17 protein-coding genes and 1 riboswitch are annotated in these 15,692 nt (G+C 68.4%); of the genes, 9 read left to right on the top strand and 8 right to left on the bottom strand.

Annotation, left to right across the window (positions count from 1 at the left end; genetic code table 11):
* Positions 1–6: 6 nt before the first annotated feature.
* Positions 7–115, bottom strand: a riboswitch (SAM riboswitch).
* 215 nt (positions 116–330) lie between these two features.
* Positions 331–1,575, top strand: a complete 1,245-nt coding sequence (locus ACFV4R_RS03760) for an LLM class flavin-dependent oxidoreductase (RefSeq protein ID WP_377201107.1) — start codon at positions 331–333, stop codon at positions 1,573–1,575.
* 41 nt (positions 1,576–1,616) lie between these two features.
* Positions 1,617–1,997 carry a rhodanese-like domain-containing protein gene (locus tag ACFV4R_RS03755; RefSeq protein ID WP_377201106.1) on the top strand — a complete coding sequence of 127 codons (381 nt, stop codon included), beginning with the start codon at positions 1,617–1,619 and terminating at the stop codon, positions 1,995–1,997.
* On the opposite strand, the gene ACFV4R_RS03750 is transcribed toward ACFV4R_RS03755, so the two are convergent.
* Positions 1,994–3,538 carry an MFS transporter gene (locus tag ACFV4R_RS03750; RefSeq protein WP_377201105.1) on the bottom strand — a complete coding sequence of 515 codons (1,545 nt, stop codon included), beginning with the start codon at positions 3,536–3,538 and terminating at the stop codon, positions 1,994–1,996. The two genes, ACFV4R_RS03755 and ACFV4R_RS03750, sit on opposite strands and share 4 nt — an antisense overlap.
* A complete protein-coding gene (locus ACFV4R_RS03745; protein WP_377201104.1) occupies positions 3,535–3,711 on the bottom strand; it encodes a hypothetical protein in 177 nt (58 codons plus the stop codon). The genes ACFV4R_RS03750 and ACFV4R_RS03745 overlap by 4 nt, the downstream gene beginning before the upstream one ends.
* Positions 3,712–3,999: 288 nt before the next feature.
* Here ACFV4R_RS03745 and ACFV4R_RS03740 point away from each other — a divergent pair, with 288 nt between their 5' ends.
* Positions 4,000–5,532 carry a PLP-dependent cysteine synthase family protein gene (locus ACFV4R_RS03740; RefSeq protein ID WP_377201103.1) on the top strand — a complete coding sequence of 511 codons (1,533 nt, stop codon included), beginning with the start codon at positions 4,000–4,002 and terminating at the stop codon, positions 5,530–5,532.
* Between the two features lie 431 nt (positions 5,533–5,963).
* Here ACFV4R_RS03740 and ACFV4R_RS03735 read toward each other — a convergent pair whose 3' ends face one another.
* Complete coding sequence (locus ACFV4R_RS03735) at positions 5,964–6,491, bottom strand: hypothetical protein (protein WP_377201102.1); 528 nt, start codon at positions 6,489–6,491, stop codon at positions 5,964–5,966.
* A gap of 272 nt (positions 6,492–6,763) precedes the next feature.
* On the opposite strand from ACFV4R_RS03735, the gene ACFV4R_RS03730 reads away from it, so the two are divergent.
* On the top strand, positions 6,764–7,300 hold the full coding sequence (locus tag ACFV4R_RS03730; RefSeq protein WP_377201101.1) for a GNAT family N-acetyltransferase: 537 nt from the start codon (positions 6,764–6,766) through the stop codon (positions 7,298–7,300).
* 96 nt (positions 7,301–7,396) lie between these two features.
* Here the strand turns inward: ACFV4R_RS03730 and ACFV4R_RS03725 are convergent, their stop codons facing one another.
* Positions 7,397–8,452, bottom strand: a complete 1,056-nt coding sequence (locus ACFV4R_RS03725; protein WP_377201100.1) for a hypothetical protein — start codon at positions 8,450–8,452, stop codon at positions 7,397–7,399.
* Between the two features lie 163 nt (positions 8,453–8,615).
* The gene (serS, locus tag ACFV4R_RS03720; protein ID WP_377201099.1) at positions 8,616–9,896 is read right to left on the bottom strand and encodes a serine--tRNA ligase; all 1,281 of its coding nucleotides are present in this window, start codon (positions 9,894–9,896) and stop codon (positions 8,616–8,618) included.
* 90 nt (positions 9,897–9,986) lie between these two features.
* Here serS and ACFV4R_RS03715 point away from each other — a divergent pair, with 90 nt between their 5' ends.
* On the top strand, positions 9,987–11,066 hold the full coding sequence (locus tag ACFV4R_RS03715) for a diacylglycerol/lipid kinase family protein (RefSeq protein WP_377201098.1): 1,080 nt from the start codon (positions 9,987–9,989) through the stop codon (positions 11,064–11,066).
* 27 nt (positions 11,067–11,093) lie between these two features.
* On the opposite strand, the gene ACFV4R_RS03710 is transcribed toward ACFV4R_RS03715, so the two are convergent.
* The 3 genes from ACFV4R_RS03710 to ACFV4R_RS03700 form a co-directional block, all read right to left on the bottom strand.
* Positions 11,094–11,312, bottom strand: a complete 219-nt coding sequence (locus tag ACFV4R_RS03710) for a hypothetical protein (protein ID WP_015935510.1) — start codon at positions 11,310–11,312, stop codon at positions 11,094–11,096.
* Between the two features lie 94 nt (positions 11,313–11,406).
* A complete protein-coding gene (gene pheA / locus ACFV4R_RS03705; protein ID WP_377201097.1) occupies positions 11,407–12,387 on the bottom strand; it encodes a prephenate dehydratase in 981 nt (326 codons plus the stop codon).
* The gene (locus tag ACFV4R_RS03700; protein WP_091717352.1) at positions 12,387–12,713 is read right to left on the bottom strand and encodes a rhodanese-like domain-containing protein; all 327 of its coding nucleotides are present in this window, start codon (positions 12,711–12,713) and stop codon (positions 12,387–12,389) included. The genes pheA and ACFV4R_RS03700 overlap by 1 nt, the downstream gene beginning before the upstream one ends.
* Before the next feature lie 111 nt (positions 12,714–12,824).
* Between ACFV4R_RS03700 and ACFV4R_RS03695 the strand changes: the two genes are divergently transcribed.
* The 4 genes from ACFV4R_RS03695 (at position 12,825) to ACFV4R_RS03680 (ending at position 15,544) form a co-directional block, all read left to right on the top strand.
* Complete coding sequence (locus ACFV4R_RS03695; RefSeq protein ID WP_377201096.1) at positions 12,825–14,234, top strand: amidase; 1,410 nt, start codon at positions 12,825–12,827, stop codon at positions 14,232–14,234.
* A 118-nt stretch (positions 14,235–14,352) separates the two neighbouring features.
* Positions 14,353–14,583: a hypothetical protein gene (locus tag ACFV4R_RS03690; protein WP_091717348.1), complete on the top strand. Its 231-nt coding sequence runs from the start codon at positions 14,353–14,355 to the stop codon at positions 14,581–14,583.
* A 109-nt stretch (positions 14,584–14,692) separates the two neighbouring features.
* Positions 14,693–14,896 carry a hypothetical protein gene (locus tag ACFV4R_RS03685; protein WP_377201095.1) on the top strand — a complete coding sequence of 68 codons (204 nt, stop codon included), beginning with the start codon at positions 14,693–14,695 and terminating at the stop codon, positions 14,894–14,896.
* 207 nt (positions 14,897–15,103) lie between these two features.
* Positions 15,104–15,544: a lipopolysaccharide assembly LapA domain-containing protein gene (locus ACFV4R_RS03680; RefSeq protein WP_377201094.1), complete on the top strand. Its 441-nt coding sequence runs from the start codon at positions 15,104–15,106 to the stop codon at positions 15,542–15,544.
* Positions 15,545–15,692: the final 148 nt, after the last annotated feature.

Raw genomic sequence — 15,692 nt, 5'->3', positions numbered from 1 at the left:
CGGGACGACATTCACTTGCCGCGGTGCGGCCAGGTCTGTTTCCGGAGCACCCCGCCACAAAATGCCTGAGGGTTGCCGCAGCACCAGCCGGTCCTTGGCGTGCTGACTCTTGACCTATGGCTTGAATGTAGGAGCCGGCCCAATGCGTTGACAAACGCGGTTGTCGCGCGGCGTCAACGCAGGAAATCCCGCGTCAAACAGCGGCTTTTGGCGTCATCTTTGCACTTTTGCCCAGCATCGGAAACGGGCTCCGTGACGGCCTGTTTCCCCCGGTTGAGCCCGGTGACAGGGCCGCTTGGGACAGGGTGGGCCGGCTCGTAGGGTCATGCCATGCCTACCGCTTCCCCCGTCCCCCTGTCAGTACTCGATCTCAGTCCAGTCCCTGCCGGGCAGTCGGCCGGCGACGCGCTGCGCAACAGCATTGACCTTGCTGTAGCCGCAGAGGACCTTGGCTACCACCGCTTCTGGCTGGCCGAGCACCACCTGAACCCCGGCGTCGCCGGTTCCGCCCCGCACGTGCTCTCGGCCCTGGTTGCGGCGGCCACCCGGACCATCCGTGTGGGCACCGCCGCCACCATCCTGGGCAACTACCGGCCGCTGCAGGTGGCGGAGAACATCGGCACCCTCGCGGCCCTGTACCCGGACCGGCTGGACCTGGGGTTCGGACGGTCGGGGCAGCCCAGCACGCCGGCCGCGGATTCAACGGATGCGGGACGGACGACGCCGGAGCCCGCCGCCGCCCACGGCTCCGCTGCGGGTGCTACGCATGCGGACGGCCCCGCGCACGCCGCGGGCGCGGTCGCTGCGGCGCAGCCGGACGAGGGAGCCCGGGTGGTGGACGGGCTCCTGGTCCCGGCGGCTCGGCGGCTCTTCAATTCCGTCCTCCCGCGGAAATTCCGCCTCCAGGCCGAACTCCTGGGCCGCGAACCCGGCGACGCGGACAACTTCGAAAGCGACGTCCAGGACGTGATCGGGTTCTTCACCGGCGGCTACCGGACCCGGCACGGCGAGGAGATCACGGTAACTCCGGCACGGGGCACCACGCCCCAGTTCTGGATCCATGGCTCAACGGCCGGTCCCAGCGCCCGGCTGGCAGGGAAACTCGGCCTGCCGTTTGGGGCGAACTACCACGTCTCCCCTGCCACAGTGCTGGATTCGGTGGCAGAATACCGGACCCATTTCAAGCCGTCGGCCGCGCTGGCGGAGCCATACGTCACCGTCTCCGCGGATGTCCTGGTGGCTGACGGCGGGGAGTCCGCCCGCACCCTTGGCGCCGGTTACGCCGCCTGGGTGCACAGCATCCGCACCGGCCACGGCGCCATTCCCTACCCTGCGCCCCGTGACGGCGGCCGCCTGGATGCGCTGTCAGCCGCACCCGAAACGGGGGCTCCGGACCTCATCCGGGACCGGGTGGAGACGCGGTTCGTGGGCGGCCCGGCGCAGGTGGCCGACCAACTGCGGTCCCTGCAGCACGCCACGGGCGCCCAGGAACTGCTGATCACCACCATCGCCCACAGCCACCGGCACCGCGTGCACTCCTACGAACTGCTGGCCGCCGAGTGGGGCCTGTCCTGAAGTTTGTCCCATCACCATCCGCACAAGAGAAGGAAAGAATCATGACCACTGAAACCGAAACAGACACGCAACTCGTCACGGCCGCAGAAGCCGCCCAACTGATTGCCGGCGGTGCACTGCTGGTTGACGTCCGCAGCGATGCCGGACGCAACAGCACCGGTGCAATCCCCGGAGCGCTGGTGGTGGACCGCGGGCGCGTGGAGGAGGATTTCGGCCCCGAGTCGGAGGAACGCCTGGCGCAGGTTGAAGGCACGGACCAGAAGATCGTAGTGTTCTGCGGCTCCGTGAACGGCTCCGGCCCGGTTGCACGGAAGCTTGAGCGGCTCGGTTACGCCAACGCCGTGCACGTTGACGGCGGTTTCCCCGCCCTGCGCGACGCCGGTGTGCCCACCACCGGGCCCGTCGACGCCGCCGGCAACTAAGCGTCCGTCCGTTCCCCGGCTCCCGGGGCCGGTGAACCTGCCCGGCGGACACCGGCCCCTGCCCCCACCGGCGCCGCCGGCCGGGCACCTGGCTCGCCGGAAACCGACGCTGCAGGCACCGGGGCGCCGGGCACTGGGGTGAGGGCCGTCGTCGTACTTTCCTTTCCGGAGCGTGCGACGGCGGCCCTGGCTTTCCGTGCCGAAACAGCGATCCGCACGGCGTCCGCCGCTCCGGCCAGCAGGGCGGCGGCCAGCAACGCGCAGCACAGCACGATGCCCTGGTGGAAGGCTTCCCGGGCATTCCCGCCGGAGGCACCCTCGCCGAGGAACATGCCCGCGGCCGCGGCGGAACAGAGTGCTGCGGAGAAGCGCTGGCTGAGCTGGTAGAACCCCGCAGCCACCCCCGCCGCCCCTTGCGGCGCATGGGCCAGCGTGAGTGTTTGGTTGGGCGCCACCACAAGCCCTGTGGCCGCGCCCTGCAGGAGCCCCACCCCGGCGACAATTGCTGCGGCAGCACCGGCGTCGAACCCCTGGACCGCCCAGTCCTTTGCCGGGAGGCAGGCCAGCGCCGCGGCGATGGCAACCACTATTCCGGTCCTGCCGTACCGGCCAACGAACCTCCAGCTGAGGCTTGAAGCCAGCAGCATTCCGGCGGCCTGCGGTGCCAGGATCGCTGCGGCGGCCAGCGGAGGCAGGCCCGTTCCGGACAGGAAGTACAGCGAGGTCACTGCCGCCATGGCCGCTCCGACGCCGAACTGGCACAGCGCCACCACCGTGCCAAGGAGATACCCGGGCGACCTCACCAGCGCCGGGCTGAGCAGCGGGGTGCGGCCGCGCCGGTGATAGGAAAACTCCCATGCCGCGAAGGCCAGCACTGCGGCGGCGCCCACTCCCATCCACACGACGGCCACCGGGCCCGGGCCGTAGATGGTAGGAACCAGCGATGCCACCACCACCGCGCCCAGCAAGGCCGCCCCCGGGACGTCCACGGAGGAACGGCGCGGTGCAGCATCGCTTGGGTCCTGGATGCGGCCTGCGCTGGCTAAGCTGGCGGCATCCGTTCCGGGGGTGCGCGCGCTTCCTGACCTGGCCGGGCCGGGCTGCGGCGCCGCGCGCGGAAGGTAAACCAGCGCCAGGGGCACCAGGACCAGCACGAGCGGAACGTTGACCAGGAACAGGAGCCGCCAACTAAGGGCAGGATCGCCGGCGGAGAGAATAATGCCGCCCACAAGGGGGCCGCAGACCGCAGCCGTGCCACCGGCGGCCGCGTAGTAGCCCAGTGCCTTGGCCCGCCCGGAGCCGGTAAAAATGTCCTGGAGGAGGCCCAGTACCTGGGGGTTCAGCGTGCCGGCGCCCAGTCCCTGCAGCAGGCGGGCGGCGATGACGACGGCGGGATCCGACGCAAGCCCGCCGAGGAGGCTGAAGGCGCCGAACACTGCAACCCCGGCGATGAACAGTTTCCGGCGGCCCAGCAGGTCGCCCAACCGTCCGGCCGGAACCAGCGCGACGCCAAAAGCCAGGGAATAGCTGGCCAGGATCACTGCACCTGCCCGCTGTCCGCATGCAGGCCGGCGGCCATGGCCGGGACGGCAAGAACGAAAACCGATTGATCGAGCAGGGTCACGAACCCGGCGCCGAGGCACAGCCACAGCGCGGCACGCGGGGACGGCGTGCCCGTTGTCGGTAGTGTGCTTGTCCCAGCGATTCGGCCCATATCGGGACCCTAAGCCCGGGCAGCAGGGCGCTCCGCATCCGGCGTCGGAGCATTAATCCGGGTGAAGTCCGGTTACCTGAGGCTTCCGTGAGGGGTCCTTTTGTGACGGTTCCCGTGACGCCGGGCGGGTGGGCGGAGCCGCATTTGCACATCGGGCGAAATGCTGGGAGACGCGGCTCAAAACAGTTTGGGACGCGCCGCTGCGCCGTCCTACCGTGGCCGCATGACAGCCCTCCCCCGCACGTCCGCAGTCCATCCCCGCCCGGTTCCGGACGCGGAGGTGACAGCATGACAGTCTTCGAATCCGTCCTGGACGGCATCGGGGGCACTCCCTTGGTCCGCCTGCGCCGCCTCGGGGCGGGACTGCGTCCACGGATCTACGCCAAGCTGGAATTCCAGAACATCGGCGGCAGCGTCAAGGACCGGGCGGCGCTGTCCATGATCCGGGCCGCCGAACGCCAGGGGCAGCTCCGTCCCGGCGGAACGGTGGTGGAAGGAACCAGCGGCAACACCGGCATCGGGCTGGCCATGGTGGCAGCGCAGCTGGGGTACCGGGCAGTGATTTTCGCGCCGGCGGCAACGGCCGCGGAGAAGATCCGGCTGTTGCGGGCCTACGGCGCCGAGGTGCACCTGGTGGCCGATTTCGTTCCGCGCGACCATCCGGGCCATCTGGCTTCCCGGGCTGCCGCGTTTACGGCAGCTACTCCCGGCGCGTGGCTTGCCCAGCAGTACGACAACCCTGCCAACCCCGCGGCCCACCGTCACACCACGGGCCCTGAAATCTGGGATGACACCGAGGGGTCCGTCACCCATCTGGTGGCGAGTGTGGGAACGGGCGGCACACTGTCCGGCACCGGCGGTTTCCTGAAGGACGCCAGCGGCGGTTCGGTGCAGGTGGTGGCGGCTGATCCGGAGCATTCCCGGTACGGCGGTGGTGACGGGGCGCTGAAGTACGTGGAAGGCGCCGGCCATGCCCTGCACCCCGAATCCGTGGAGGACATTTGGCCGGAGGCCTTCGACACCAACGTTGTGGACCACTACATCCGGGTCAGCGACCGTGATGCGATTTTTACCGCCCGGCGGGCAGCCCGCGAGGAAGGGCTGCTAACCGGGGCCACCGGCGGAACGGCCCTTGCTGCCGCGCTGAGCCTGGCGGAAGGGCTGGACGAGTCCCACACCATCGTGGTGGTCCTTCCCGATTCAGGGCGTAACTACCTTTCCACGTATTTCGACGACGGCTGGCTGGCCTCGCTGGGCTTCCTTGAACCGGACAGTCCCCGCGGAACCGTGCGGTCGCTGCTTCCTTCCGTTGACACCGGCGGCCCGGCGGGCGGGGTGCCGCTTCTGCCGTCGGGGCAGGCTGTGGGCGAGTCCATCGCCCACCTCCGCGCACGGGGATTGGGGCCGGCCGATCCTGCCTTCCTTGTCCTGGACCGCGGGGCGCGGCACGGGACGGTCCACCCCAGGGAGGTCCTGGCCGCCGTGACCCTCGAGTCGCTACAGGCGTTGGATTCCCAGGCCGGGCCATCGGCGGCGGCCCTCCACGCCGCAGTGCCCTACCGTGCGGTGGGGGCTGGAACGCCGGTGCCCGGCGCTGGAGGCGGAGACGGTGGTGCTGACGGAGACGTGGCTGACGGCGATGTGGCTGAAAGCGATGCGCCCAATCGGGATGCGCTCGTTGCGGGCAACGCAGGTACCTCATCCCATGAAGTACTGGCGGTACTGGTCGATGGCCGGATCACGGCAGCCGTGCCTGCCGGCGGGAGGATCGGTTTACGGGATGCGGACGCGGCGGCGGGCTCAGTGACCTTCAGCCGGTAATGGAACACCATGCCGTCCTCGTTCTCGCGGCTCCCTGAGATGCCCGCGACGGCCATCGATGGGCCGGCCACGGCTTCGGCCCAGGCGTGGGCTTCGTCCCAAAAGACTTCCTGGGGCCAGCGCGGATAGTCCAGCAGCATGGCCACCGACAATGTCAGTTGCGGTGGCCCGTAGCCGGCGCAGGTGCCGAACCCCAGGATGTCCACCGACGAGCCTTCGGTGAGGAGCGACGGGTGCCGGGGCATCGTTGTCACGGCGCTTTCGAGCCCGTCAGCGTAGACGTCCCGCTGCGCCAGGGAGCAGAGCCGGGCGCGGAAGGCGGCCAAGTCTGCTCCGCAGAGCATGTTGATCCTATGGGTGAGGGTGGCTGGCACACGGTCTCCTGTGGTGGCTGGTGTTGAGGCTGTTGTTTGCGGTCCGGACAGGTGGCGTCACGGCACTGCGGCCCTGCCGGCCTGGGTTCCGGGCGCTGCTGCCATAGGTGCCGGGGTGCGTGGTTCTTGGGTGCCGGCTTTTGAAGAGACGGCTGTTGCAGTGCGCGCTTTTGATGAGCCTGCTGCTGCCGTCCGGCGAGCAAGGCGGACTCCTTCTAGGTGGCCGAACATCCGGCGGATGCCGGCGTCGCTCCTGATCCAGATCACGCCGGAATCAGCGGTCTTGGCGTCCACGGTTCCGTGGAATGAGAACCCGTCAGGCAGGTGGACGTCAACCAGCTGCCCCGCATCGAAGCCGTTCCAGTCCTGGCCCCGATCAGCGGCGTCCTCGTGGCCCTGGGCTGCCTTGGCCCCGGAGGATCGGCGTGGCTTAGCGGAGGAACCCCGCCGCCGTCGCGATCCCTGCCGCGCGTTCGCATCGGCACCTGGCCACACCGCATCCTTGCGGTGTTCGTCGCCGACGGTTGCTCCGCCGGCCACCTCATTGCCTGCCGCCGTGGCCGGCGGCCCCGGGTTTGCTTCCATCTGTTTCCCCCTGTTGATGCCTGTGCCACCACACAACCACCGGGGTGGGGGCATCACAACACCGGCCGCAATGCGCCGTCGTGCAAGGCAAAACATGTCCCTGTATTGCCCTAAGTGACTGCCCAAGACGCCCTGTTTCCCGCTGCTGGGATGCGGCCCTGCCCCACGGATAGCCTGTCGGTTCAAGGGCCGGTCCAGCGCCGCTCTAAAGCACAGGCTGAAAGCAACGAATAACAAGGCAGGCCGGACCCCACGGCGGAAGGGCAGGAACGTTGAGAGTCCCCACACAGGCATTGGAGACCACCGTGATCCGCGTGGCCCGGGAATCTGAATACGAAGCCGTCGGTGAGCTGACCTTCCGTGGTTTCGGGCACCATCTTCCGGGAGCCCGGCAGCCCGACGCCGAGCGGCTGGACCTGCTGGTGGACGCCGGGGCCAGGGCGGCGGCCGGCGAGCTGCTGGTGGCCGAGGACACCGCCACGGGCGAACTGCTGGGCACCATGACGGTTCTGCAGCACGGTTCGGCCTTGGCGCGCCAGGCAGAGCCGGGTGAAGCGGAAGTCCGGCTGCTGGCCGTGCTGCCGGAAGCACGGCGCCGGGGACTCGGGTGGCAGCTGCTGGACCGGGCGTCGGAACTCGCCGTGGCACAGGGTGCAGAGCGGATCGTCCTCGACACCGGCGTGGACAACCATGGGTCCCAGAACCTTTATGAGCGGTACGGATACGTGCGCCGCCCCGACCGCGAGAAACCACGCCCCGCACCCAAGGTCCAGCTCGCCGTCTTCACCCTGGACCTCGCAACCAGCTAACCACCCCCGGCTGCCCGGCCGCCGGCCCGCGCACGCCGCGCTTCGAACCCGAGCGCCGTCGAGCCCATTCCTAAGCTTCTTCGCAGAACCGCGCCTTCAGGACCCTGACCCGCGAACAAGCCTCTGACTCGTGACGTCAGGCGTGCCCGCGCCCGGGTGGATTCCGGCGGCCAACAGCTTGCGCCGGAGTTTGCTGGGATCTGCCAGGTCGGCCCAGCGCCAGCGGACGAAGCCGTGGCCCAGGGCGCGGATCCGGTCCTCGCGGAGCTTCTCCCGGTAGACGGCTTCCTCTGCAGTGATCCCGTCACGCTGCGCGGCCTCGACATATTTGCCCTTGCCGTCGAACTCCCCCACCACGCCCTGCCGCGGCCACCAGAAGTCGCTCCTCCCAATGAAGCCCGCACCGTCACTGAAGACATGCTGCAGTACGGGCTGCTCAAACCCGAGGAACTCAAACACGGCCCGGCTGTAGGACTCTCCGACGGACTCGGGCAGCGGGCTCGCAAGGTCAGCCACCCGCTCGGCGCGGCGCCGGCCAGCCGCCGAAGGAAGCTCTCCGATGCCGGCCGCAATGGCCGGCACAGCCAGCAGGCCGGCCCCGGGACCAAGGATGCCCGCCCCACTCAGCCTGCGGGCCGCGCCGTCGGCTACCACCAGGGCCTGGTCCAGCTCCTCGGATGCCAGGACATCCACCGTGGTCCGGGTCAACCCCGAACATAGGAATTCCCCAGACCGGACCGGCTCCGGCACGGCTCCGAGCCGGTACCGGAGTGGGTAGGAACGCGTCCGCCGGACTTCCTCCGCCGCGCCGCTATCACCCAGGACCAGGAGCGTGGATTTCCGGATTCCGCTGCGGCCGGGAAGGGCCGTTGCCAGCTCAACGCAGGGCGGCGTGCCCAGCGCCGGCAACCCGCTGGCAACGGCTGCCGTTTGCCCGCACAGAACCGCACCCTTGATGGACCTGGCCACCGCCGTCGTCGTCCATGCGAAGCGTTCGGAAGGACGTGCCCGCAGCCAGTCCTCTGTGGGCACGTAAAAACCGCGCCGGATCCGGACCAGCTGACCCGCCCGGAAGGCCCGGTGCAGGGCGTCGGTGGTGGCACCGGTGCGCAGGATGGCAGCGTTATCGATCAGTCCGGGCGGGATCTCCATCCCCACAGAATGCAGGTCAAACAGCTCATGCGGCAGGCAGCAAAGCCCTTATGTGGACAGCGTCGGATCGCCTCCATGAAGTCCTAAGCCTGTTCGCGGATCAGGACCGTAAAGGTTCGGATCCGCGAACAAGCCCAGGAAACGCACCCGGGACAAGCGCAACCTACAGGACCGGAAGGACCTCAAGGCCGCCCAGGTACTTCTGGAGCGCCTTCGGCACGTTGACCGAGCCGTCGGCGTTCTGGTGGTGCTCCAGCAGCGCAACGATCCAGCGCGTGGTGGCCAGGGTACCGTTCAGCGTGGCCACGGCACGGGTTCCCTTGGCGACGCCCTCGGCGTTGACCGCACGCTCACGGATGTTCAGGCGGCGGGCCTGGAACGTGGTGCAGTTCGAGGTGGAGGTCAGTTCGCGGTAGGCGCCCTGGGTGGGGACCCAGGCTTCGCAGTCGTACTTGCGTGCTGCAGAATTGCCGAGGTCGCCGGCCGCGGTGTCGATGACCCGGTAGGGCAGCTCGCACTTGGCCAGCATCTCCTCTTCCCACGCCAGCAGCCGCTGGTGCTCGGCGGCGGCCTCTTCAACAGTGGTGTAGATGAACATCTCCACCTTGTTGAACTGGTGTACGCGGATGATGCCGCGGGTGTCCTTGCCGTGCGATCCGGCCTCGCGGCGGTAGCAGGAGCTCTGCCCGGCGTAACGGATGGGGCCGGCGGAGAAGTCCAGGATCTCGTCGGCGTGGTACCCGGCCAGGGCCACCTCCGAGGTGCCCACCAGGTAAAGGTCGTCTTCGGCGAGACGGTAGATTTCGGCGTCGTGCTTCACGTCGAAGCCCGTGCCCTGCATGGTTTCGGGGCGCACCAACGTGGGCGTGATCATGGGGACGAAGCCGGCGTCGATGGCCTGTTCCATGGCCATCTGCAGCAGCGCCATCTCCAGCCGGGCACCGACGCCGCGGAGGAAGTAGAAGCGTGAACCGGAAACTTTGGCACCGCGCTCCATGTCAATGGCGCCGATCAGCTCGCCGATCTCGAGGTGGTCCTTTGGCTCGAAGTCCGGGAATTCGCGCGGGGTGCCGACGGTCTTGACCACCACGTAGTCGTCCTCGCCGCCTTCGGGAACGCCGTCCTCAACGAGGTTGGGGACGGTGCGCAGCAGTTCTTCCTGCTTGGTCTGTGCGGCATCGGCCTCGGCGGACGCGGCCTTGACTGAGTTGGCCAGCTCCTTGACCTCGGCCAGGAGTGCCTGCTTTTCCTCGCCCTTGGCCTTCGCCACCTTCTTGCCGAACGCGTTTTGCTCGGCCCGGAGGTTTTCGAAGCGGATCAGCGCGGCACGGCGGGCGGAGTCCGCGGAGATGATCGCGTCCACCACTGATTCGTCCGCGCCGCGGGCGCGCTGGCTGGCACGGAACTTGTCCGGGTTTTCGCTGAGGTCTTTTACGTCGATCACCAGACAAGGGTATCCAATACAGCGCACGACGGCGGGCGGCCGGGGCGGCTGGGTCCGGCGCGCCTTCCGCCGGGCTACTGTGGAACCACCATGAGCGACTGGATTCTCTACCTGCTGATAGCGGTGGCCCTTGCCTTTGCCATCTCCAGCTGGTGGGGCGTCCGCCGGCTGAAGGCCCTCCATATGCGCAGCGCCGTGGCCGGCGAAGCCTATGATCCCGGCCTGGAAAAGCAGCGGGTTGCGGTGATCATCAACCCCATCAAGGCCCGCGCGGCCGAGGCCCGGGCGTCCATCCAGCGGGCCTGCCTCACCGCCGGCTGGGATGAGCCGGTCTTTTACGAGACAACGGCCGAGGACCCCGGTTTCACCCAGATGCAGGCGGCTTTGGCCACCAAACCGGACGTCGTCCTGGTGGGCGGCGGCGACGGCACCGTCCGGGTGGTGGCCGAGGCACTGGCTCACACGGATGTGGCCATGGGGCTGATCCCGCTGGGGACGGGCAACCTGCTGGCACGGAACGTGGACGTGGACGTCACGGACCTGCACGGGTGCGTCCAGACCGCGCTCTTCGGCAGGCAGCGCTCCATCGACACAGCCCGGATGGCCATCGAGAATTCCCGCACGGGAACCTATTCGGAACACGTCTTCCTGGTGATTGCCGGCATCGGCATGGATGCCGAGGTCCTCGCGGATACCAATGACGGTCTGAAGAAGGCGGTGGGCTGGCTCGCCTATACCGAGTCCGGCATGCGGCATCTTCCGGGCAGGCGCAAGAAGGTGTCCATCTCCCTGGACGGCAGCCCCGAACAGGTCCGGAACATCCGCAGCGTCCTTTTCGCCAACTGCGGCCTGGTGCCCGGCGGCATCGACTTCATTCCGCAGGCCATGATCGATGACGGCATGCTGGATGTGGTGGTGATGAGCCCCCGCAGCGCTCTCGGCTGGCTGCTGATGTACGGCAAGATCATGTTCAAGCACAGCGGAAAGCTGCCGATCATGACCGTTTACCGGTCCGGCAGGATCGTCATCAAATGCCCGGAGCCGATGCCTACGCAGCTGGACGGCGACACGTCAGGTGAGGCAACCAAGCTCACGGTTCAGGTGCAGCCGGCGTCCCTGCTGGTGCGGGTCAGGGGATTTTCCAGGCCCGACGGCGGGACTGCTGTTTAGCGGATCGGTGGTCCGGGCGGGGCAGCCTCAGTGGTGGTCCGGTTTGGATTCTTTCGCAGCCTCGGCGGCGTGCTTCGCGTGGGCACGTTCCTCTGACTGCTCGCGGATCATGGCCTGCTCCTCCTCGAAGCGCAGGCGGTCGGCGCGGTCGGCGTCGTCGCCGTCCCAGTCCTGGTTGTCGGCGGAGGGCTTGGGGTTGACGATCATCCCCTGGCCATCGTTCTCGGTGCTGCTGCCGGCTGACATGACCCGCTCCCTTCGCTAGGGGCCACTCTTCCTGTGGATCAGGCAAGCATACGCACAGTGCAGAACACGGGGAAGTACCCCGGGCGGCATTTACCTACGCTGTGGGCGAAGGCCCGGAACCGCTTTCCACCTGCAATGATTCCGTGTCCAGTATGGATTCCACCCAGTTCCGGGACGCCGCGAAGGCCCGGTCCGAGGTGTGCGTTTGAACCTCGATGGGCTGCCGGTCTGCCCGCGGGTATGAGCCGAGGAAGCGGGTGGCGGGGCTGATGCGGTGGAGCCCGGCCAGAGCGTCAGCCACCCTGGCGTCACCCACGTGCCCGTCGGCGTCGATGCTGAAGAAGTAGTGCCCCAGGTACTGGCCCGTGGGCCTGGATTCGATCCGGCTCAGGTTCACGCCGCGGTTGGCGAACTGGTCCAGGATTTCCATCAGGGCGCCGGGACGGTCTTCGGGCAGCGGGACCGCCACAGTGGTCTTGTCTGCGCCAGTGCGTTCCGGAAGCTTTCCGGGACGGCTCACCAGCACGAAGCGGGTGACTGCGCCCGGGTTGTCACCAATGTTCTCGGCCAGGACCGGGAGGCCGGGCTGTTCCTGGGCAACCAACGGCGCGCAGATGGCGGCGTCATAGTGGCAATCAGGTTCCAGCAGGCCCATTGCGGCTGCAGCTGTCGAGGATCCGGGGACGTATTCCGCACCTGGAATATGCTGATCCATCCAGAGCCTGCACTGCGCCCATGCGTGGCCATGCGTGGAGATCCGGCGGACGTCGCCGAGGCGGGTGCCGGGACGTGCCACCAGAACGAAGCTGATGGGCACCAGCACCTCCCGGACGATCCGCAGTTCCTGGCCACCGGCGATCGCGTCCAGGGTGGCGGTGACTCCGCCCTCCACGGAATTCTCGATGGGCACCATCGCGGCATCGGCGGAGCCTTGCCGGACCGCGTCCAGAGCGGCGTTTACGTTGGAGGCGGGTACCCGGACGGCGTCCCCGGCACCCGGCACCTGCATCAGCGCCGCTTCGGTGAAGGTTCCTTCGGGTCCGAGGAACGAGTAGGTGGGCACAGCGCCTGGCACTAAAGCACCATCGGCTTAAGTCCGTTATCGGAGACCAGGGGCTTGCCAGACTCCAGCCACTGGTCCATGCCTCCCGAGACGTTGATGGCCGTATAGCCCTGCCCGGTCAGCCACTGCGCAGCACGGAACGAGCGGCCGCCGGTGCGGCAAATGACGTAGACGTCAGCGTCCGGGTCGAGCTCGTCGAGCCGCGCCGGAATCTGGTCCAGGGGGATGTGGAGGGCACCTTCTGCGTGGCCCGCAACCCATTCGTAGTCTTCCCGGACGTCCAGGATGACGGCGTCATCGGGAACATCGTTGACGGGTACGGAATCGAAGTCGCTCATGGGGAATCCCTTCGTGGCAGATCGAAAGTCAGCTTCAAGCCTAGTGCTTACACCCGGCTGAAGGGCCTGCGGCCGGGCACGTTACGCTTCTAGGAGACCCCAGGAGGACCAGTGCCCGAAGAGCTCCACAGCCTCTCCGCCGTCGAGTTGCGGGACGCCCTGCGCGCCGGCCAGGTCTCGGCAGTGGAAGCTGCGGAGCATTTCCTGGCCCGGATTGGGCAGCGCAATCCGCTGCTGGGGGCCTTCATCACCGTGACGGCGGAGCAGGCCATTGAACAGGGCCGTGCCGCGGACGGCCGCCACTCCCGTTCCCGCACCGGCGAACTGCCGCTGCTGCACGGGATGCCGCTGGCCTTCAAAGACCTGACCGACGTTGCCGGCGTGGTGACCACCCACGGCAGCGCCGCCCTCGAACACAAGTCCGCACCCGCGGATGCGCCCCTCGTGGCGCACCTCAGGGAAGCCGGCGTCATCTCCCTCGGCAAGACACAGGTGCCCGAATTCGGCCTGACGGCCTACTCCGAAAACCGCGTTGCACCGCCGTCGCGCAATCCGCATGCCCCCAGCAGGAGCTCGGGCGGCTCCTCCGGCGGCAGCGCTGCCGCCGTGGCCGCAGGCCTGGTCCCCTTCGCTCCCGGGACCGACGGCGGCGGTTCCGTCCGGATCCCGGCGGCGGCATGCGGACTGGTGGGCCTGAAACCGGGCCGCGGCGTGGTACCCAGCGGGGAAAGCCAGGGCGATCCGGCCCGGCTGGTGGTCGCTGGACCGCTGGCCAGGACCGCCGCCGACGCCGCCCTGATGATGGACGCGCTGGTTCCGGATGCCGGCTACCTGGCCGCCCTGGCGCGGGAGCCGCGGAAGCTGCGCATCGGCGTCACGCTGGACAGCCCGTGGTCGGCAACCTTCCCCTTCACGCCTGACCAGGAGGCCCTGGACGCCCTGGCAGCGGGCGAACAGCTCCTGGAACACGCGGGGCATACCGTTGGCGAAGCGGCGATCCGCTACGACAACAGGTACCCCGACGCATTCACCACGGCCTGGACCGCCGGGGTAGGCAGCGCCCGCATCAGCCCGCACCGCGAAGCGCTGCTCGCGCCGCTGACCCGCACCTTCCGCCGCCGGGCGCAGCAACGGAGCCCCGCCAAGCTGTCCGAGGCGCTGGCCTTCCTGCGGCAGTTCCAGCACGACACCGTGGCGCAGTACGCCGAATGGGACCTCATGCTGATGCCGGCCCTGGCGCAAACGCCCCGCCCGGTGGGCTGGTTTACCGGAACGGCCCACGGCGGCGAGCGCTGGCCGTCGGCGCAGTGGCCGGGAGACGCCGACGGCGACTACCGGAAACAGTGCGAATTCGCACCCTGGTCCTCCATGGTCAACGTGTGCGGACTGCCGGCCATCAGCCTCCCGATCCACTGGACGGGCGGAGCGCCGGGCCAGGGGTTGCCGATGGGAATCCAGCTGGTAGGGCCCATGGGATCGGAACAGCTGCTGCTGCAGGTGGGGCACCAGCTGGGCCTGTGACGGTGGCCGCCCTGTTGATGTGCTCCTAACGCTCCCTTAACCCGCACGTAACCCGGCGGGAGCAGACTGGGAAGGCGTCACGTCCATCCAGCCACCGCTCGACGGGGAGTTGCCCACTATGAACGCCGAATACCCCACCACCACGGACGCCGGCATTTCCGGGCAAGTGGACGAAACCCGGCCCGACCTGAGCAACGCCAACGTCCGTGAGGACCTGGCGCTCACCGGCCGCTGCGCCCTGGTCCATCTGCCCTCCGGCCGGACCTGCCTCCTGCCCCTCCGCCACCCGGGGCCGTGCGATTTCCACGGGCCAGCCGAGGCTGCAGACGTGGTCTCCGCCAGCCAGTAGCCTCCCCTCCGCAGTGACGCCGCCGGGCCGAAATCCGTTCCGTCCGGGTGTCGACTCCCGGGCTTTTCGGGAGGACGATTAAAGCGCAGTCACTGGAAGGAGGTCTGTGATGTGCTACGGATACAACAAGGATTTCGGGCGGAGCGACAAGAAGGAAGCCGGCCGCAAGCCTGAAGCCACGCAGGAAACCCCGGCAGGAACTCCGGAACCGCGGGTCAAGGCACAGGACTACACGTTCTGGGCTTTCCCGAGTTGGCGGAGGTCGCCAATACTCCGCACCCCCTCTGCAGAACGGAGCGAGGAGCGGGTCTGACGCCGCAGCATCGGGACGGGCCCCTCGGGCCCGTCCCGTCCCGTTTAATCGGCGAATGGATTCCACAGGGGAGAATCACGGTATGCGCTCCGCCTACGTCCACTCTGACCGCTTTGCCGGAACCTGAAGCGATATCTGTTGTGCTGCGCCGAACCACGCGGCTAGGGTTGAGTGATAAGCATGCTTAGCATCAGGAAGGGGATGAACATGAGCGCCGGACAAACCACGCCAGAATCCAACGGGCGGCAGCAGCCAGGGGCCGGAACGCCCTCCTTCGACCTCGCGGGCGGTGCCGACAGCACCGCGCCACGCAGTAATGTGCCCTCGTACTCCCCGGATCCAGCCGCTGCAGGCACCACCACCGCGTCCACCAGTGGCCCGGCCCAGCGCCAGGTTACCCGGACCGGTGTCATCTGGGCGGCCGTGGTGGCCGCATTGCTGCTGCTGATCCTGCTGATTATCTTCATCCTGCAGAATCAGGAGCAGGCCCAAGTGAAGTTCCTGGGGCTGGAGGGCTCCGTCCCGCTGGGGATGGCGCTGTTCATCGCCAGCGTGACCGGCGGGGTCCTGGTGGCGGCAGCCGGCGGCGCCCGGATACTGCAGCTCCGGGCCAGTGCGCACCGGGCACGGGTGCGGCAGCGCCGCTAAAGCAGTAACGGCAGAGCAGCGACAGCAGGGCAGCGGCGGCACCGCGCCGCACGTAATAAGCAGCCCCGGCGAGGCAGGCCGCAAAAGGCTGCCAGCAACCCAAGCAGTCCCGAAACCGTGGCGGCGGGCACCATAAGGTGCCCGCCGC

Source organism: Pseudarthrobacter sp. NPDC059871, from assembly GCF_042731175.1.
In the GTDB taxonomy this organism is placed as follows: domain Bacteria; phylum Actinomycetota; class Actinomycetes; order Actinomycetales; family Micrococcaceae; genus Arthrobacter.
Note: the sequence above shows the minus strand (reverse complement) of the source record. Positions and strands in the feature narration are given on the sequence as shown.